Source organism: Microbacterium flavescens (assembly GCF_018588945.1).
Classification (GTDB): domain Bacteria; phylum Actinomycetota; class Actinomycetes; order Actinomycetales; family Microbacteriaceae; genus Microbacterium; species Microbacterium flavescens.
In genome coordinates this window covers 41968-60728 of sequence record NZ_JAFIWA010000004.1, presented here as the reverse complement: position 1 = coordinate 60728, position 18761 = coordinate 41968, and the positions used below count along the sequence as shown (strand labels likewise).

The 18761-nt window shown below is 69.5% G+C and carries 17 protein-coding genes and 2 tRNA genes; 15 read left to right on the top strand and 4 right to left on the bottom strand.

Features of this window, described 5'->3' with window-relative positions; translation table 11 throughout:
• Window positions 1-13 precede the first annotated feature (13 nt).
• The 5 genes from JX005_RS09335 to JX005_RS09315 all read left to right on the top strand — a co-directional run bounded on the left by JX005_RS09335 (window position 14) and on the right by JX005_RS09315 (window position 5879).
• The gene (locus JX005_RS09335) at window positions 14-655 is read left to right on the top strand and encodes an FMN-binding negative transcriptional regulator (protein ID WP_214467229.1); all 642 of its coding nucleotides are present in this window, start codon (window positions 14-16) and stop codon (window positions 653-655) included.
• Window positions 652-2157, top strand: coding sequence for an amidohydrolase (locus tag JX005_RS09330; protein WP_214467228.1), 1506 nt, complete (start codon window positions 652-654; stop codon window positions 2155-2157). Before JX005_RS09335 ends, JX005_RS09330 begins: the two co-directional genes overlap by 4 nt.
• Window positions 2158-2249: 92 nt before the next feature.
• Complete coding sequence (locus JX005_RS09325; protein ID WP_214467227.1) at window positions 2250-3827, top strand: multicopper oxidase family protein; 1578 nt, start codon at window positions 2250-2252, stop codon at window positions 3825-3827.
• A complete protein-coding gene (locus tag JX005_RS09320) occupies window positions 3808-5196 on the top strand; it encodes a sensor histidine kinase (protein WP_214467226.1) in 1389 nt (462 codons plus the stop codon). The genes JX005_RS09325 and JX005_RS09320 overlap by 20 nt, the downstream gene beginning before the upstream one ends.
• 20 nt (window positions 5197-5216) lie before the next feature.
• Window positions 5217-5879: a response regulator transcription factor gene (locus tag JX005_RS09315; RefSeq protein ID WP_214467225.1), complete on the top strand. Its 663-nt coding sequence runs from the start codon at window positions 5217-5219 to the stop codon at window positions 5877-5879.
• An 80-nt stretch (window positions 5880-5959) separates the two neighbouring features.
• Here JX005_RS09315 and JX005_RS09310 read toward each other — a convergent pair whose 3' ends face one another.
• On the bottom strand, window positions 5960-6442 hold the full coding sequence (locus tag JX005_RS09310) for a Dps family protein (RefSeq protein ID WP_214467224.1): 483 nt from the start codon (window positions 6440-6442) through the stop codon (window positions 5960-5962).
• A gap of 171 nt (window positions 6443-6613) precedes the next feature.
• On the opposite strand from JX005_RS09310, the gene JX005_RS09305 reads away from it, so the two are divergent.
• Both JX005_RS09305 and JX005_RS09300 read left to right on the top strand, forming a co-directional pair.
• Entirely contained in the window at window positions 6614-8761 is a 2148-nt protein-coding gene (locus JX005_RS09305) for an acyltransferase family protein (protein ID WP_214467223.1), read from the top strand.
• Complete coding sequence (locus JX005_RS09300) at window positions 8758-9297, top strand: gamma carbonic anhydrase family protein (protein WP_214467222.1); 540 nt, start codon at window positions 8758-8760, stop codon at window positions 9295-9297. Before JX005_RS09305 ends, JX005_RS09300 begins: the two co-directional genes overlap by 4 nt.
• A 12-nt stretch (window positions 9298-9309) precedes the next feature.
• Here the strand turns inward: JX005_RS09300 and JX005_RS09295 are convergent, their stop codons facing one another.
• The 3 genes from JX005_RS09295 to JX005_RS09285 form a co-directional block, all read right to left on the bottom strand.
• The gene (locus JX005_RS09295; RefSeq protein WP_214467221.1) at window positions 9310-10218 is read right to left on the bottom strand and encodes an alpha/beta fold hydrolase; all 909 of its coding nucleotides are present in this window, start codon (window positions 10216-10218) and stop codon (window positions 9310-9312) included.
• Between the two features lie 114 nt (window positions 10219-10332).
• A complete protein-coding gene (locus JX005_RS09290; RefSeq protein ID WP_214467220.1) occupies window positions 10333-11775 on the bottom strand; it encodes an LCP family protein in 1443 nt (480 codons plus the stop codon).
• A gap of 118 nt (window positions 11776-11893) precedes the next feature.
• Window positions 11894-11964, bottom strand: a tRNA-Gly gene (locus JX005_RS09285).
• A 97-nt stretch (window positions 11965-12061) separates the two neighbouring features.
• Between JX005_RS09285 and JX005_RS09280 the strand changes: the two genes are divergently transcribed.
• From JX005_RS09280 to JX005_RS09245, 8 genes are all read left to right on the top strand, one after another.
• Complete coding sequence (locus tag JX005_RS09280) at window positions 12062-12439, top strand: nuclear transport factor 2 family protein (RefSeq protein WP_214467219.1); 378 nt, start codon at window positions 12062-12064, stop codon at window positions 12437-12439.
• 84 nt (window positions 12440-12523) lie between these two features.
• Window positions 12524-12597 (top strand) — tRNA-Pro (locus JX005_RS09275).
• Between the two features lie 81 nt (window positions 12598-12678).
• Window positions 12679-14127: a trigger factor gene (gene tig, locus JX005_RS09270; RefSeq protein ID WP_214467218.1), complete on the top strand. Its 1449-nt coding sequence runs from the start codon at window positions 12679-12681 to the stop codon at window positions 14125-14127.
• Window positions 14128-14197: 70 nt separating this feature from the next.
• Entirely contained in the window at window positions 14198-14689 is a 492-nt protein-coding gene (locus tag JX005_RS09265) for a tetratricopeptide repeat protein (RefSeq protein WP_214467217.1), read from the top strand.
• Window positions 14690-14769: 80 nt separating this feature from the next.
• Window positions 14770-15354 carry an ATP-dependent Clp protease proteolytic subunit gene (locus JX005_RS09260; RefSeq protein WP_214467216.1) on the top strand — a complete coding sequence of 195 codons (585 nt, stop codon included), beginning with the start codon at window positions 14770-14772 and terminating at the stop codon, window positions 15352-15354.
• A gap of 32 nt (window positions 15355-15386) precedes the next feature.
• The gene (locus tag JX005_RS09255) at window positions 15387-16061 is read left to right on the top strand and encodes an ATP-dependent Clp protease proteolytic subunit (protein WP_214467215.1); all 675 of its coding nucleotides are present in this window, start codon (window positions 15387-15389) and stop codon (window positions 16059-16061) included.
• A 172-nt stretch (window positions 16062-16233) separates the two neighbouring features.
• Window positions 16234-17502 (top strand): ATP-dependent Clp protease ATP-binding subunit ClpX, encoded by a 1269-nt coding sequence (clpX, locus tag JX005_RS09250; RefSeq protein ID WP_214467214.1) that lies wholly within the window; start codon window positions 16234-16236, stop codon window positions 17500-17502.
• 62 nt (window positions 17503-17564) lie between these two features.
• Entirely contained in the window at window positions 17565-18686 is a 1122-nt protein-coding gene (locus tag JX005_RS09245; RefSeq protein WP_307858542.1) for an epoxide hydrolase family protein, read from the top strand.
• Window positions 18687-18761: the final 75 nt, after the last annotated feature.

Genomic DNA, 18761 nt, shown 5'->3' with positions numbered 1-18761 from the left:
TAGGCTGGTCCTCATGCGTCAGAACCCGAGCTTCGCCATGACGGATGTGGGCGAGCTGCGCCGTCTCATCGACCTCAACCCCTGGGTCACCCTCGTCAGTCACACCGAGGCCGGACTCGTGGCCTCGCACTACGCCGTCCTCCTCGATGAGGACCGTGACGACCTGACGATCGTCGGGCATGTCGGCCGGCCCGACGACATGATCCACGGACTCGGCGAGCGTGAGCTTCTCGTGGTGGTGCAGGGTCCCCACGGCTACATCTCGCCCGGCTGGTACCCCGAGGGGCCCAATGTGCCGACCTGGAACTTCGTCTCGGCGCACCTGACCGGCATCCCTGAGCTCCTCACCGCGGACGAGAACCTCGAGGTCCTCGACCGCCTGGTGGCACGCTTCGAGGGCGGGATGCCGCAGCCCCGCCTGCTGTGGGAGCCGCCGAACGACCCCGAGTACGTCACCAAGCTCGAGCGCGGCACCGTCGGCTTCCGGCTCACGCCGACCCGCGTCGTCGCCAAGCGCAAGCTGAGCCAGAACCGCCCGGACGACGTCGTCGAGACGATCATCGCCGAGCTCGAGGTGGGAGCGGGCGCCTATGCCGATCCGCGTCTCGCCGGTGAGATGCGCCGCGACCTCGACACCCGGCAGGCGGCTCGATGAGCGTCGCGCGCGGGGACAGCCCCGCCGTGATCACCGGCGCTCGTCTCTCCGGAGCAGAGCGCACCGACCCGTTCCTCGACGAGCCCGTCGACGTCCACCTGGCCGACGGCTTCGTGGTCGACATCGCACCGGCAGGCGCCTTGCCCCGGCGCGGTGCCGTGCTCGACGCCGGCGGCGCGTGGCTGATCCCCGGACTCTGGGACCACCACGTCCACGTGGTCCAGTGGGCCCTGGCGGCGCAGCGCGAGCCCCTCGGCGGGGCCGCGTCCGCCGCCCAGGCCGCCGCGATCATCGGCGCCGCCGCTCCGCTGCCCGACGGGCGCCGCGTCGGCACAGGGTTCCGCGATGCGCTGTGGGGCGACACTCCCACGCTCGATCTGCTCGACGCCGCGACCGGCGACGTGCCGACCTACCTGATCAACGCCGACGTGCACAGCGTCTGGCTCAACACCGCCGCTCTGCGACGGGAGGGCTTCGAACCCGACGGATTCGGCATCCTCCGCGAGGATCCTGCATTCGAGATCTCGCGCCGGCTCAACGCGGTGCCGTCGGAGATCGCCGATCCGCTGGTCGAGAAGATGGCTCGGGATGCCGCGACCCGTGGCGTCGTCGGGCTGGTCGACCTCGACATGGCGTGGAACGAGGAGGCGTGGGCGCGGCGCATGTCCCACGGCTTCGACGCGCTGCGCGTGGAGTTCGGGATCTACCCGGAGTACCTGGACCGCGCCATCGCCGAGGGACTGCAGACCGGCGACGCGGCTCGGGGCGCGGCATCCGATCTGGCACGCGTCGGCCCGCTCAAGGTGATCACGGACGGATCCCTCGGAACGCGCACCGCGGCGACCTCGCACGCCTACCCGGGCGACCCGCACAATCACGGGATGCTCACGGTCGACACGGCGACGCTCGTCGACCTGATGACGCGCGCGACGGGCGTCGGCATCGCCTCCGCGATCCACGCGATCGGCGACGTCGCGAACTCCGCCGCGCTCGACGCCTTCGCCGCGACGGGTGCATGGGGCACGATCGAGCACGCCCAGCTGGTCGCGCACGCCGACATCCCGCGGTTCGCACGCCTGGGGGTCGGCGCGAGCGTACAGCCCGAGCACGCGATCGACGACCGCGACCTCACGGACTCGATCTGGGCGGATCAGACCGCTCAGCCGTATCCGCTCAGGTCGCTCGCCGACTCGGGCGCGAACCTGCTTTTCGGATCCGATGCGCCCGTGTCGCCGCTCGACCCGTGGTCGGCGATGGCCGCGGCGGTCTACCGCACGCGTGACGGTCGCGAGCCGTGGCAGGCGACGCAGAGCGTGCCAGCCGACATCGCGCTCGGCGCCTCGACGCACGGCGGGTCCGCAAGTCCTGCGCGGATCGAGCCCGGGGCGCGCGCCGACCTCGTCCTGTGCGCGCACGATCCGCTCACCGCGACCGACGCGCAGCTGCGCGGCATGACCGTCGCGGCGACGCTGCTCGGCGGTCGGCTCACGCACCTCGCCTAGCCCACCCGCCGGCGGATCCGGGGGACAACCCCCCTTCCCGTTCGGGAGGGGGTCGGATGCCGCCGCCCGGCCGGTCTCGCGAGGCTGGAGGCATGGTTTCCGCTCTGCCCTCGCCACCCTCTCCGCCTACTCCGCCTGCGCCGCCGGCTGCCGTGCCCCGGCGCCGTCGCAGGCGGCTCGCGGCGATCCTGATCGCCGTTCCGCTCGTCGTCGTGCTCCTCGTCATCGCGGCGGGAGTCACGTGGTTCTCGACGAACAGCGCGCGGCCGACTCCGCCCGCGGCGGGCGCGGTCGCGTTCGACGAACCGCTGCGGATCCCCGAGCTCGCGCCCTCCACGGTGGAGGACGGCGTGCGCGTATTCGATCTCGAGGCCCGGGAAGGGCGCACGTCGTTCCTCCCGGGCAGCGAGACGCCGACGCTCGGCTACAACGGCTCGTACCTCGGGCCGACGCTCGTCGCGACGCGCGGCGAGCGGGTGCGCGTGGACGTCACCAACAGCCTCGCGGAGAGCACGACCGTGCACTGGCACGGGATGCACCTCCCCGCGGCCATGGACGGCGGGCCGCACTCGCCGATCGCCGCCGGTGCTGACTGGCAGCCGGAGTGGACGGTCGATCAGCCGGCCGCTTCGCTGTGGTACCACCCGCACCTCCACGGGCGCACCCGCGAGCAGGTCGACGCGGGACTGGCGGGGATGTTCATCGTCCAGGACGAGGAGGAGTCCGCACTGGCTCTTCCGCGGGACTACGGCGTCGACGACATCCCCATCATCGTGCAGGACCGTTCGTTCGGCGCTGACGGCGCTTTCGCCGGCGGACTGGGGATGCAGTTCGACGGTGTCCTCGGCGACACGATCCTCGTCAACGGCACAGTCGGCCCGTTCCTCGATGTGTCCACCGAGCTCGTGCGTCTGCGGCTCCTCAACGGGTCGAGCGCGCGGATGTACGACTTCACGTTCGCCGACGGTCGGGAGTTCGCGCTCATCGGCAGCGACGGCGGGCTGCTCGATGCCCCCGTCCCGTCGACCAGCATCCCGCTGTCACCAGGGGAACGGGCCGAGATAGTCGTCGCCCTGTCGCCCGGCGAGCGGGTCGTCCTGCAGTCTCAGGCTCCGGATCCGGCGCTTCACGCCGGTGGTGCGACCTTCGACGTGCTGGAGCTGCGGGCCGCGGCATCCCTCGCCCCATCCCTTGAGCTGCCGGGAGCGCTTGCCGACCTGCCGAGAGCGAAGGAATCGGATGCCGCGGCCCACCGCTCGTTCGTCATGTCAGGCCTCAACATCAACGACCGGCAGATGGACCTCGGACGGGCGGACTTCGTCTCGACCGTCGACACCAGCGAAGTGTGGAGCGTGCGCAACGAGAACCCGCTGCCTCACTCGTTCCACGTGCACGACACGCAGTTCCGCGTGCTGAGCGTGGACGGGCGAGAGCCTCCGCCGCGCCTGTCGGGCTGGAAGGACACGATCGCACTCGAACAGGACCGCGAGTACCGGCTGCTCGTGCGGTTCGAGGACTACGCCGATCCGACCACTCCGTACATGTATCACTGCCACCTGCTGTGGCACGAGGACCAGGGCATGATGGGACAGTTCCTGGTCGTCGAACCGGGCCAAGCGCCCGAACTGAGCCGTCCCCAGGGAGACACCGATGACCACCATGACCACTGACGCCGTCACGTCCGGGCCTCGCGAGGCGCCGGAGGGCTTCTGGGCGGCGTACGGCCGCGCCTGGACCCGCACGCCCGGCAGTGCCGTCTACCTCCTCGCGGTCTTCGTGCTCGCGATCGTCTCGCTCAGCGTGCTGGCTTCGCTGTTCTGGACCGGGGTGGGGCTGCTCGTCCTCGTCGTCGGCCTGCCGCTCGTCGTGGCGACGCTGTTCGTCGCTCGAGGCTTCGGCATCGCGGACCGCGGCCTCCTCTGGCTCACCGGCCTGCCGCAGATCGAAGAGCCCGAGTGGAATCGCGACAAGCCGGGCGCCGGTGGATTCTGGGCGACGCTGACGCGCCCCATCCGCAACGCGCACTACTGGCTGTACCTCGTGCACGGCATGCTCGTGAGCCCGGTCATCAGCACGATCTCGTTCGTGCTCACGACGGTGTGGCTCAGCGTCGGCCTCGGCGGGCTGACGTACTGGATCTGGGGTGCGTTCATCCCCCGCGGGGACGGCGGGGACTGGGGGCGCTACGTCGCCGACGCGCTTCCCTGGATGTTCGGCGGGTGGTCGTCGTGGGCCGTCGAGGTCACGCTCTACCTGCTGGCCGGCATCGTGTTCACCTTCACGATGCCGTGGGTGCTCGGCGGTCTCGCCCGCGGCCACCACGCGGTCGCTCAGGGCATGCTGGGGCGTTGGCGCTCCGATGACCTGGCCGCAGAGGTGCGCGCCGAGGCCGCCGCCCGCGGCGCGGCCGTGCACGCCGAGGACGTCGCTCTGCGCCGCCTCGAGCGCGACATCCACGACGGGCCGCAGCAGCGACTGGTGCGCCTGCAGATGGACCTCGCGGCTCTCGAGCGACGTGCGGAGTCGGGTGACGCGGATGCCGCTGCCGAGCTGGCACGTGAGGCGCGAGGTCACGCCAAGGCGGCACTCGACGAGCTGCGCGCGCTCTCGAGCGGCGTCGCCCCGCCCTTGCTGCAGGACCGCGGCCTCGCCGCCGCGCTCTCGGCCGTGGCCGCGACCACGCCGCTGGTCGTGCACACCGACATCGACCCCGCGATCGATGCCGTGACGAGCCCCGAGGTGGCGCGCACGGTGTACTTCGTCGTCGCGGAGCTGTTCACGAACGTCGTCAAGCACTCGGGGGCGAGCGCCGTCACCCTGAAGGCGTCGCTGCGGCCCTCGGTCTCGGGCGTCCCCTCGATGCTGGACGTCTGGGTGGTCGACAACGGCCGCGGCGGAGCGTCGTATGCCGCCGGCCACGGGCTCGAAGGCCTGCGCGAGCGGGTCGCCGGCCTGCGGGGCATGCTCGTCGTGGACAGCCCCGCCGGCGGTCCGACGTCGGTCGGCGCGCACGTGCCGCTGACTCCGGTCGCATCGTGAGCGCTCCCTATGCTGAGGGCATGGCTTCCGGAAGCTCGCCCGTGCGCGTGGTGCTCGCCGAGGACTCGGTGCTCCTGCGAGAGGGTCTCGTGCGGCTGTTCGACGAGGCGGGCTACGTCACCGCCGGCGCGTGGGGAGATGCCGACGACATCGTCCAACGCGTGCGCGATGCCGAAGCGGATGTCGCGATCCTCGATGTGCGGCTTCCTCCGGGATTCCGCGACGAGGGCATCCGGGCCGCGCTCACTCTGCGCGCCGCGCTTCCGCACGTCGGCATCCTCGTGCTCAGCCAGTACGTCGAGGGCGTCTACGCCCGTGAACTCCTCGCCGCCGGTGACGGGGGAGTGGGCTACCTCCTGAAGGACCGCGTCACGTCGCTCGAGGAGTTCACCGATGCCGTCCGCCGTGTGCGCGAGCGCGGCACGGTTCTCGATCCCCTCGTGGTGCAGGGACTCATCGCGGCGCGTCCCGACCCGCTCTCGACGCTGACGCCCCGGGAGCGCGACGTCCTCACGCTCATGGCGGAGGGGCGCAGCAACGCGAGCATCGCCGGGCGGCTGTTCATCGGCGTCGGCGCCGTCGAGAAGAACATCAGCGCCATCTTCGCGAAGCTCGGTCTCGAGGAGTCGGGCACCGAGCACCGCCGGGTGCTCGCCGTGCTCGCGTTCCTGCAGCGGCCTTAGCCGAGAAGTGCGAAACGCCCCGACCTCGTGGAGGTGCGGGGCGTTTCGTCAACTGTCGTTCGCTCAACGAGCGGTGCGGCTCACTCGGCGAGGTGTGCGAAGAGGAACCAGCGGTCCTTCTCCAGCGTCTCCTTGATGCCGATGGCGACGTCCTGGCTCGTGAGGTCGAACTCGTCGAGCCCGTCGATCGCGGCCTGCGTGTCGGCGATCACGATGTCCATGTCGGCGATCACGTCACGGATGAGCGCCTCCCACTGGGTGAAGCCGGCGGGAACCGACGTCGAGGTCTTCGCGGCGACCGTGCTGACGCGGGCGTCGACGGGGAGACCGAGGGCCACGATGCGCTCGGCGGCCTGATCGGCGCCGGCCTGCGCGTTGGCGACGAGCGAGTCGAGGAGCTCATGGATCGCGATGAAGTTCGCACCGCGCACGTTCCAGTGAGCCTGCTTGCCGTTGACGGCGAGAGCCTGAAGCCCGAGCACGAGGGGAGTGAGGAACTGGGCGCTGGCGGCGGCGACGGTGGGGTCGGCAGCGGTTGCGGGGGTGGTGTTCGTCTTGGTCATGTCTGGCGCCTCCATCTTCGGGAGGGACGCCTCGATCGGCGTGCGTCCTCCGGTGGGTGCAACGCTACTCAGCACCCGGCATTCCGCAAGCAAGACAAGGCTCCGCTAACCACCCGGAGCGAGGCCGTGCGTCATGCGGGATTGTCAGCCGACACCGGCTAACGTCGATAGGTGCCTTCCGCTGATCACGACCTCGGGCCGCAGCATCTGCGAGCGCCCGCCGCCACCGTGACCCGTGAGCCGCGCGACCGCTCACCGGAGCACGCCGAGCCGTCGCGCTTCATCCCGCACGTGCAGGGGCTCCGTGCGATCGCCGTTCTCGCCGTCGTCCTGTACCACTTCTGGCCCGGCCGGGTCACCGGCGGCTACGTCGGCGTCGACATCTTCTTCGTGATCTCGGGCTTCCTGATCACCGGTCACCTGATGCGCGAGCTGACGGCCACCGGAGCGGTGCGGCTCGGCCAGTTCTGGGCCCGTCGCGCGCGCCGCCTGCTGCCGGCCTCCCTCCTCGTCCTGCTGTTCTGCGCGCTCGTCGCGATGTCGCCGTACCTCACGCCCACGTCGGCGCTTCCCAACGAGGTGCAGGAGATCCTGGCGTCGACGTTCTACGTCGAGAACTGGTTCCTCGCGCTCAACAGCGCGGACTATCTCAACCACTCCGGCGACCCGACCACCGTCCAGCACTACTGGTCGCTGTCGCTCGAGGAGCAGTTCTACGTCTTGTGGCCGCTGATCATGCTGCTGGCGGCGTGGATCGGTGTGAAGTTCTTCCGCGGCGCGCGCCGCCGCGCCGTGATCACCACCCTCGCGATCGTCACGGTGATCTCCTTCGTCTTCTGCGTGGTCTTCACGATCACCGACCCCGCACCGGCGTACTTCGTCACCTTCGGGCGGATGTGGCAGTTCGGCGTCGGTGCGCTCGTCGCCCTGGTGCCGCTGCTCCGGGTGCGCAACGCGATCGGCAGCTTCGTGCTCGGGTGGGCGGGCATCCTCGTGCTGGTCTACGTGATCTTCACGTTCGACGGGCAGACGCCGTTCCCCGGCTACATGGCGGCCCTTCCGACTCTGGGCGCCGCGGCCGTGCTGGCGGCGTCGAACACCGCGCGCTGGTGGTACCCCACGCGCGTGCTGTCGATCCGTCCCGCGCAGTTCGTCGGCGACATCTCGTACTCGCTGTACCTCTGGCACTGGCCGCTCATCATCATCGCGCCGTCGGTGCCGTTCTGGGGTCTCACGATCTACCACCGCGTGGCGCTTCTGGTGCTGTGCTTCGTGCTGGCCTGGCTCACCAAGCGATTCGTCGAAGACCCTGCCCGCGGGTGGAAGGTGCTGACGTCGCGCCCGGCGCGGGTCACCCTGTGGACCTCGCTCGGCGCGATGCTCCTCGTGGCCGCGGTGGCGGCGACGGCATGGTTCGTGAACGCCCCGGCGTACACCGCGGGGGTGCGCGACATCCAGCAGCTCCAGGAGAGTCCGCCGCCCTGCTTCGGAGCCGCCTCGGTGCTCGATCCGTCGTGTGCGGACGCCGAGTTCGGGGACACCATCCTGCCCGCGCCCGGGTTCGCCGGGATCGACCGGCCCGCCGACGAGCAGTGCTTCGTGCAGCTCACCGACGCGCGCCCGGTCTCGTGCACGTTCGGTTCGGACGAGCCCGACGCCCCACGCGTCGCCCTCGTCGGCGACAGCCACGCGTACCAGCTGCTGTCGACGTTCGAGCGCATCGCCGAGCAGGAGGGGTGGCAGCTGGTCACGTGGTTCAAGGGCGCCTGCCCGTGGAACACGACACCGCTGTCGACGCCCGGAGCCTTCGGCGCCGCGTGCACCGACTGGCGCGAGGGCGTGACGTCGGCCATGGCCGACGCCGACCTCGACGCCGTCTTCACCGCGGCGATCGCCACGACTCCGTACTCGTCGGCCGGCTTCGACTCGTCGTACGACGCGGCCGTCGCGGGCTACGTGAACGCGTGGGATGCGATGCTCGACCAGGGCGTGCCGGTGATCACGGTCGTCGACAACCCGGTCTGGGAGACAGACCCCAACAAGTGCCTCCGCACGCGCGACGCGACCGAGTGCGACGGACTGCGTTCGGACGTGCTCGTGGCGGACGACCCACTGCGTGCGGCGGCCGACCAGCGCGAGTCGGTCACCCTCCTCGACTTCACGGATGTGTTCTGCGGCGAGGAGCTGTGCGTGCCGGTCGTGGGCGGAGCGAACATCTATCGCGACCAGGATCACCTCACGGTGACCTTCGCCGACACGCTGGCGCCGTGGTACGCCGAGGCGATCCGTGACGGCCTCGCCAATAGAGTCGGACCATGACGATCGCCTCCGGAGCCTCGGTTCTCAGCGTGGCGGGCAGGACGCCCGCGCTCGACCCCACCTCGTTCATCGCCGACGGCGCCCGCGTCGTCGGGGGTGTCACCCTCGGACCGGGCGCGAGCGTCTGGTACAACGCCGTGCTGCGCGCCGACGGCGACACCATCACGGTGGGCGCGCGCAGCAACCTGCAGGACAACGTTTCGGTGCACGTCGACGCCGGCAAACCCGTCGTGATCGGCGACGACGTCTCGGTCGGGCACAACGCCGTCGTGCACGGCTGCACGATCGGCGACGGCTCGCTCGTGGGCATGGGTGCAGTGGTGCTCAACGGCGCCCGCATCGGCCGCGGCTGCCTCATCGCGGGCGGAGCGGTGGTGCTCGAAGGCTCGGAGATCCCCGACGGCTCCCTCGTCGCCGGCGTGCCGGCCAAGGTGCGCCGAGAGCTCACCGACGAGGAGCGTGCAGGCCTCATGGCCAACGCCGCGCACTATCTCGCCCACATCGGCGAGCACCTCGACGCCGGCCCCGTCGGCTGAGCCCGCGTCGCCTTACTCGGGCGAGCGGCGTGGAGGATGGTGCTTGCCCCGGTGCACCTCGTACAGGCGCACGTGACCGGGCCATCCGGGATCGTTCTCGATGGGCTCGTCGTCCATGAAGAGCTTGATGACGTGCGCGAGCTGACCCGGGTGGCTGAAGTTGATCGCGTGCGCGGCGCCTTCTATCAGGACGACGAGCACGTGGCTGTCCGTCTGGCTCGCGATCTCGTCCACCCGATGCGCGTGGGGGAGAAGCGGGTCGCGTTGCCCGAGCACGACGAGCGTGGGAATGCGCATCTCCAGCAGTCGCTGGAGGGACGGGTACTGCGTCAGCGCTTTGAACATGCGCATCGTGCTCGGCACGCCGAACCGCACATAGTCGGGCACGGCGACCCGCGCCATCCGGGTGGGCTCGCGCGGAGCATCCTTCGACAACTGCGTGATGGCGCGCCGCAGGGGCTGGTTGAACAGACCGCCGGCGGGGGAGACGAGAACGGCGCGGTCGATCCGCCCCGGATAGTGATGCGCGAACTCGATGATGACCGGGCAGCCCATGGAGTTGCCCACGAGCGTCGACTTCTCGACGCCGCGGTCGTCGAGGAAGTCGGCGGCTGCGTGAGCGAGGTCGGGGATGTCGAGCATGTCGCGCCGCTTGCCGCTGCGGCCGAACCCGGGGAGGTCCGGGACGAAGGTGTGGAACTCATCCGCGAGGCGCTCCGCCGTCGGAAGCAGGTACCGGCCGGAGAGCCCGAAGCCGTGGACGTGCGTCATCACGCGGGCGTCGGCCGGCGGGTTCGGCGACTCCCGGTAGAACACGTCGACGTCGTCGATCCGCGTCCACTTTTCGGCGAGACGTGATGCCGGGCGACGCGGGAGCTTGCGCGGCCTGGGCGCACCCGCTGAGGAGGACGGCGTGCTCATCGGTGCTCCCTCGCGTTCGTCCGATCGAGTACTGAGCCGAATTCTGCCCCTCGGGTGGTTCGACCGGTAGCACCCGCCGCCGAAATCACCCGGAGGAGGCGAGAGCGCCGCGCCTCAGCCTTCGGGGGTCGCCTTCGGCGGATGGAGGGTCGTCTGCACCAGCTCCTGGATGTACGCCCAGTCGGGTTCGCTCTGGTCGATGCCGTTGTCGGGCGTCAGCTCGATCGTCGTGACCTCCTGCTCCCTGGCCTTGAGGGCGAGGTCGAGGAGGGTCGGGATGAAGGACTGCGGCAGGTCGGTGCTCACCATGTCCGCACCGGCATCGGCCACCTCCTGGAAGCGCGTGAGCACCACCTGCGGCGTGAACTGGGCCAGGATCGCCTGCTGCAGCTCGCGCTGACGTCGCATGCGGTCGAAGTCGCTGGTGGTGTGGCGGGAGCGTGCGTACCACTGCGCCGTGAAGCCGTCCATGCGCTGGGTGCCGGGCTCGATCCACCCCTGGACCCATTGCCCGAGCGGTTGGCCGGTATAGCTCGGCCCGCCGACGGGCAGGCGCTCCTTGACGGTGATCTCCACCCCGCCGAGCGCATCGATCAGCGCCTCGAACGCGTACATGTCGATCGTCACGTAGTACGGGATCTCGATGCCGAGGATCCCCTCCGCCGCATCCTTGGTCGCCTCGATGCCCGGTGCCGAGCCGTCCTCCACCGCGTCGGGGTAGATCAGGCTTCCGTCCTGGCAGACCTCGACCTCGGTGTTCAGCTGGTTGATGCCGCTTCCCCAGCCGCACGTCTCGTCGGCGTGTCCTTCATGCCCGTTCGGATACCTGTCCTGCATGGGGCCCTCGGCGAACGGGAAGCCGGGCATGTCGCGGGGGAAGCCGGTGATCGTGGTCGCCCCGGTCTCCGCGTTGATCGAGACGACGGAGATGCTGTCGAACCGCTTGGAGTCGTTGGTCGTGACGTGATCGGCGCCCAGCAGGAGGACGTTGTAGTAGCCCTCGGAGGGCTGGACGGTCGGGCCGCCCGCGCCGAAGACCACGCCGAGGGTGTCGCGCGTCGTGCCCGCGACGTTGGCCGCGTATGCCGCCGTGCCGCTCGCGATCACGAGGAGGACGACGGATGCCGCGGCGATGCCGAACCGGGCACGTGTCCCGGTCTTGACCAGGCGAACGAGTCGAAGGGTGTCGATGGTGAGGACGACCCAGAGCACGGCGTAGGCGATCATGAGCCCCTGGGCCAGGAGCAGCGCGAACCAGTTCGTCGCGATGGCGAGGAACACCGGCCGTGCGAGCAGTGCGGACAGCACGCCCGCGATCACCAGCGCCCACATCACGAGGGTCGAGACGACGCCGATGCGCCCGAGCCGGCGGTTGCCCGCGAGCACCTGCGCAGAGCCGGGGACGAGGAAGTTCAGCACGACGAGCCACCATCCGCGGCGGGTCATCACGGCGCGGGACGACGTATCGGGAAACCGCATCGGCCGCTTGTCGGCGCGCGGTGCGGTCGGCCGGGAAGCGGACGATCGAGGCGCGCGAGGCGGGGCCATCGTGCTCATGGCGACTCCTCGAGCCGCTGGTCGCCCAGGGTGTACGCAGTCACCCGCCAAGGCTAGGCGCGGAGTCGGGACTATCCCTGTAGCGGCGCGGCGAATCCGTCGACGGAATTCGATACGGAGGGGATGACGGGAATCGAACCCGCACCATCAGTTTGGAAGACTGAGGCTCTACCATTGAGCTACATCCCCGTGCGCCCGCTGACGGGCACCGACCAATCGTAGTACATGGTGGCCGTCATCCCGCTCCCAGGTCAGCCCGACGCGCGGCACAGCGGAGGAGCCGATCATGGCACGCACGGGCCGAGACCTCGTCGAAGCGCTCATCGCCACACTGAATGCGGGCGACGTCGGCGGAATGGACGAGCTGTTCCACGAGGACGCGGTGATGGAGTGGCCGCAGTCGGGGGAGCGCATCGTGGGCGGCGACAACCGCCGCGTGGTGTACGGCTCGTTCCCGCAGCTGCCGACGATCTCGCTGCGGCGGCTGATCGGGGAGGGCGACCTCTGGGTCGCCCAAGCCGACCTCGACTACGGCGACGGTGATCCGTACCAGTCGATCTTCATCTTCGAGCTGCGGGACGGCCGGATCGCACAGGAGACGGCGTATTGGACGAAGCCGTTCCCGGCGCCCGACTGGCGCGCCGCCTGGGTCGAGCGGATGTAGGACTCCGGCACGCGCAGGCGGCGGCCGGGCAGGTCGGCTAGACTTCTCGGGGCCGAATGGCACACGCATGCGTGCGAACCCGCCCGGGGCGTAGCTCAGCTTGGTAGAGCGCCCGCTTTGGGAGCGGGAGGCCGCAGGTTCAAATCCTGTCGCCCCGACATCACGGCCCCTCACAGAATTCCGACCCAGACCTTCAGCCGCGCATGCGCGCGCGGTCCGATAGAGGAGAACGAACAAGCATGGTGAACAGCACCGTCGAGAAGCTCAGCCCGACCCGGGTGAAGCTGCACATCACGGTCACGCCCGACGAGCTCAAGCCGTCGATCGCGCACGCGTACGAGCACATCGCGCAGGACGTCCAGATCCCCGGCTTCCGCAAGGGCAAGGTCCCCGCGCCGATCATCGACCAGCGCATCGGGCGCGTCGCTGTGCTGGAGCACGCCGTCAGCGAAGGCCTCGACACCTTCTACCGCCAGGCGGTGGAGGCCAACGAGCTCCGCGTCCTCGGACGCCCGAACGCCGAGGTCACCGAGTGGCCGGCCGAGAAGGACTTCTCGGGCGACCTCAAGGTCGAGGTCGAGGTCGACGTCCGCCCCGACTTCGAGCTCCCCGCCTTCGAGGGCACCACCGTCGAGGTCGACGCGATCGAGGTCGACGAGTCTGCGATCGACGAGGAGCTCGACCGCCTCCGCACCCGCTTCGGCACCCTCGTGACCGTCGACCGTCCGGCCGCGACGGGTGACTTCGTCGAGCTCGACCTGGTCGCCACGATCGAGGGCGCCGAGATCGACCGCGCCGAGGGCGTCTCGTACGAGGTCGGCTCGGGCGAGCTGCTCGAGGGCATCGACGAGGCCATCGACTCGCTCACCGCCGGTGAGGAGACCACCTTCCGCTCGAAGCTCGTGGGCGGCGACCACGCCGGCGAGGAGGCCGAGGTCTCGGTCGTCGTCAAGGCCGTCAAGGAGCGCGAGCTGCCCGAGGCAGACGACGACTTCGCCCAGATCGCCAGCGAGTTCGACACCATCGCCGAGCTGCGCGACAGCCTGAAGGACCGCGTCGGCGAGCAGTCCGTCTTCACGCAGGGCTCGGCCGCGCGCGACAAGCTCATCGAGCAGATGCTCGAGCAGGTCGAGATCCCGGTTCCGGCACAGCTCATCGAGGACGAGGTGCACAACCACCTCGAGGGCGAGGGTCGCCTCGAGGACGACGTGCACCGCGCCGAGGTCGCCGAGGCGAGCGAGAAGCAGTTCAAGACGCAGATGCTGCTCGACAAGATCGCTGAGCAGGTCAACGTCCAGGTCTCGCAGGACGAGCTCACGCAGTACCTCGTGCAGTCCGCCGCCCAGTACGGCATGGCACCGCAGGACTTCGTCAACGCACTGCAGCAGGGCAACCAGCTCCCCGCGATGATCGGCGAGGTCGCCCGCAACAAGGCGCTGGCCGTGGCCCTCGGCAAGGTCAACGTCGTCGACACCAACGGCAAGGCCGTCGACCTCACCGGCTTCGTCGCCGTCGAGGACGAGGCCGCGGCCGAGGACCAGGTCGTCGAGCAGGCGCAGGACATCGCGGATGCCGCGGCCGACGCCGACGCGGTCATCGAGGCCGAAGAGGCCGAGAAGCCCGCCAAGAAGGCAGCCGCCAAGAAGGCTCCGGCCAAGAAGAAGAAGGCTGCTGCCGACAAGGAGTGATCGCTGCGCCGCAGCGAAACGGGGGACGGATGCCGCGGCATCCGTCCCCTTCTCTCTCGGGAGGACGAGGATGACCGACGACTGGGATGACCGCCTCGCCGCCGTGTGGGCCGACGAGACGCTCGACGATCTGGCGCGCGTACGGGTGATCGACGCGATCGCCGCCGAGCGACCGGAGTCAGACGCACGGGCGCTGTTCGAGCGAGCGGGAGCGCGAGACTCCGCCGGCCTCGAGGCGGAGGCCGAGCCCCTGTACCGCGCTGCGCTCGAGGGAGGGCTCGACGAGGACGTCCGCGCGCAGGCCGTGATCCAGCTCGCCAGCACGATCCGCAACCTGGGCAAGCTCGACGAGGCACTCGACCTGCTGCGCGCGGAGTACGAACGCGACCCGGACGCACCGCTTCACGACGCCGTGGCGGCCTTCTACGCCCTCGCGCTCGTGTCCTCCGGGGACGCCGTGCGCGCGGCATCCGTCGCCCTCTCGGCGCTCGCGCCCCACCTGCCGCGCTACACGCGCTCCGTCGCCGCGTACGCGAGCGAACTCGTCGACGGCCGGGACTGATCTGCCCAGGGCGAACACGGGCGGGTCGCCCGCGGCGCGCCGGTAGATTCAATGGCACGACCACGGAATCAGGAGTACACATGGCCGAACCACTTGTCGCCACGAGCGTCTTCGACAGGCTGCTGAAGGACCGCATCATCTGGCTCGGGTCGGAGGTGCGAGACGAGAACGCGAACGAGATCTGCGCGAAGATCCTCCTCCTCGCTGCCGAGGACTCCGAGAAGGACATCTACCTCTACATCAACTCGCCCGGCGGGTCGATCACGGCCGGCATGGCGATCTACGACACCATGCAGTTCGTGCCGAACGACATCGTCACCGTCGGCATCGGGATGGCGGCCTCGATGGGTCAGCTCCTCCTCACGGCCGGCACGAAGGGCAAGCGGTACATCACGCCCAACGCGCGCGTGCTGCTGCACCAGCCCCACGGCGGCTTCGGCGGAACGGCGAGCGACATCCAGACGCAGGCGCAGCTCATCCTCGACATGAAGAAGCGCCTTGCCGAGATCACCGCCGCGCAGACCGGCAAGTCCGTCGAGCAGATCAACGCCGACGGCGACCGCGACCGCTGGTTCCGTGCCGACGAGGCCCTCGAGTACGGGTTCGTCGACCACATCCGCGAGTCCGCCACCGACGTCATCGGCGGCGGCGGAACCGCCAACTGAGCGCACCGAAGGCGAAAGAGAGAGAAATCCTGATGCAGACCCCCACCTTCGGACCGAACGGCGCGCCGAGCGCGCTCCAGATGCCCGGCAGCCGCTACGTCCTCCCGCAGTTCGAGGAGCGCACGGCCTACGGCTACAAGCGCCAGGACCCGTACAACAAGCTCTTCGAGGACCGCGTCATCTTCCTGGGCGTCCAGGTCGACGATGCCTCGGCAGACGACGTGATGGCGCAGCTGCTCGTGCTCGAGAGCCAGGATCCCGACCGCGACATCATCATGTACATCAACTCGCCCGGCGGCTCGTTCACCGCCATGACGGCGATCTACGACACGATGCAGTACGTCTCGCCGCAGATCCAGACCGTCGTGCTCGGCCAGGCCGCATCGGCCGCCGCCGTGCTGCTCGCCGCGGGGGCGCCCGGCAAGCGCCTCGCGCTGCCGAACGCCCGCGTCCTGATCCACCAGCCCGCGATGGGCGAGGCCGGTCATGGGCAGGCGAGCGACATCGAGATCCAGGCGCAGGAGATCATGCGCATGCGCACCTGGCTCGAGGCGACGCTGGCGAAGCACTCGAACAAGACCCCCGAAGAGGTCAACAAGGACATCGACCGCGACAAGATCCTGTCGGGCGAGGAGGCCGTCGCGTACGGCCTGGTCGACCAGGTCCTCACGACCCGCAAGCGCACTCCCGCCGCCCTGACGAAGTAGAGCGGATGCCGCGAAGCCCCGTCCCCCGATACTCCGGGGCGGCGGGGCTTCGCTGTGAGCGGACGCGGCATCCTCCACAACGCGTGTCGCAATCCCGCCGCATGTCGGCCCGAGCGATTAGGCTCGGAGAACAGCCGGGGGGCTGACCCCTGATGCGACGAGGAGGAGCCGCATGGCACGTATCGGTGAGAGCGCCGACCTGTTCAAGTGCTCCTTCTGCGGCAAGAGCCAGAAGCAGGTCCAGCAGTTGATCGCCGGCCCTGGGGTGTACATCTGCGACGAGTGCGTCGAGCTCTGCAACGAGATCATCGAAGAGCGCATGGCCGAGTCGTCCTCGGGCGTGGTCACCGACTTCGATCTGCCGAAGCCGCGCGAGATCTTCGGGTTCCTCGAGGAGTACGTCGTCGGCCAGCAGGCCGCGAAGCGGGCGCTCTCCGTCGCCGTGTACAACCACTACAAGCGCGTCCGGGCGCACGGCACGATCCAGTCCGCCGAGCAGCGCGCCGACGAGATCGAGATCGCGAAGAGCAACATCCTGCTCCTCGGCCCAACCGGATGCGGCAAGACGTATCTGGCACAGACGCTCGCGAAGCGCCTCAACGTGCCGTTCGCCGTCGCCGATGCCACCGCCCTCACCGAGGCGGGTTACGTCGGGGAAGACGTCGAGAACATCCTCCTCAAGCTGCTGCAGGCCGCCGACTTCGACACGAAGCGCGCCGAGACCGGCATCATCTACATCGACGAGGTCGACAAGATCGCGCGCAAGGCCGAGAACCCCTCGATCACCCGCGACGTGTCGGGAGAGGGCGTCCAGCAGGCGCTGCTCAAGATCCTCGAGGGCACGGTGGCCTCGGTTCCGCCGCAGGGCGGCCGGAAGCACCCGCATCAGGAGTTCATCCAGATCGACACGACGAACGTGCTGTTCATCGTCGCCGGCGCGTTCGCGGGACTCGAAGACATCATCTCGTCGCGTGTCGGCAAGCACGGCATCGGCTTCGGAGCCCCGCTGCACAACAAGGGCGACGACCTCACTCTCTTCAGCGAGGTTCGACCCGAAGACCTGCACAAGTTCGGGCTCATTCCCGAGTTCATCGGCCGTCTGCCCGTCGTCGCCTCGGTGTCGCCGCTCGATCGCGAGGCCCTGATGGAGATCCTCACCGAGCCGAAGAACGCCCTCGTCAAGCAGTACCAACGCATGTTCGAGCTCGACGGAGTCACTCTGGAGTTCGACACCGAGGCGCTCGAGGCGATCGCCGAGCTCGCCGTGGAGCGCAAGACGGGCGCGCGCGGGCTTCGCGCGATCCTGGAAGACGTTCTCGGGCCGATCATGTTCGAGATCCCGTCGACCGACGACGTCGACAAGGTGATCGTCACGCGGGCCGCGGTCGAAGAGGGCGCCACTCCGACACTCTCGCTCCGCGAGAAGCGCAAGAGCGCCTGATCCGCCACGGCTGACTCTCCTGCAGAGAGTCGATGTCGACGGCCGCCGCTAGCGTCGGTGGCGTGAACCGCACGCCCGTTCCGTTCCACATCCACGCCGACGACGACGTGCTCGACCATCTGCGCGACCGGCTCGAGCGAGCCCGTCTGCTGCCCGATTCTCCGCGCAAGCCCTGGTCGGGCATGTCGGCCGCCTACCTCTCCGAGTTGGTGGAGTCGTGGCGGACGTTCGACTGGCGTGCCCGCGAGACCTGGCTCAATGCCCATCCGCAGTTCGTCGCCACGGTGGGCGATGCCGATATCCACTTCGTCCACCTGCGCTCCGCACGGGCGGACGCCCCCGCGCTGCTCGTCATGCACGGCTGGCCGCACACCTTCGCGCTGCAGCTCGACTTCGCCGACCTGCTGCCGGATTTCGACGTCGTGGTCCCGAGCCTGCCCGGATTCGCCTTCTCCAGCCCGTATCGGGACGGGCCCGTCGACGAGATGCGGCTTGCAACGACGATGCACCAGCTCATGACCGAGGTGCTCGGCTACAGCTCGTATCTCACCTACGGCGAGGATGTCACCGCCAACGTCAACGACCTCATCGCCTCGGAACACCCCGAGGCCGTCATCGGACTCATCGCGACTCACGCCCACTTCCCCTCATCTCACGAACGCACGGTCCTGACCCACCCCGACGAGCGCGCCTTCTTCGCGCGTATCGCCGACGACCACGAGGCCCACGGTGCCTACGGGCACATCCAGGCGACCCGCCCCGACACTCTCGCGGCCGCGCTCAACGACTCGCCGACCGGGCTGCTGGCGTGGCTGACCGAGAAGCTGGTCGAGTGGAGCGACACCCCGCGCGACGACCCCCGTGCCGTCGAGCGCCGCATCTCCCGGGAACGCATCCTCACCGAGGCGATGATCTACTGGCTCACGCAGACGATCGCCACGTCGTTCCGTCCGTATTACGAGGGGGCCGATCAGGCGGGTCCGATCGAGCCGGTCGACGTTCCGGCGGCGGTGTTCATCCAGCGTCATGAGGGCGACTATCCCGAATCCCTCGCACGGGCGTTCTACCGCGACCTCCGTTCGTTCGAGCGCCTCGACGAAGGCGGGCACTTCGCGGTGGCGGAGGTGCCGGCGCCTCTGGCGGCACGGGTGCGGTCGTTCGCTCAGGAGGTGGGAGTGCTCTGAGGACGTCATCGCCGCCCGGGGGTGCAGCCGACGACTGAGAGGCGTCGGCCGAATGGCCGATTCCGGCCATCGCGG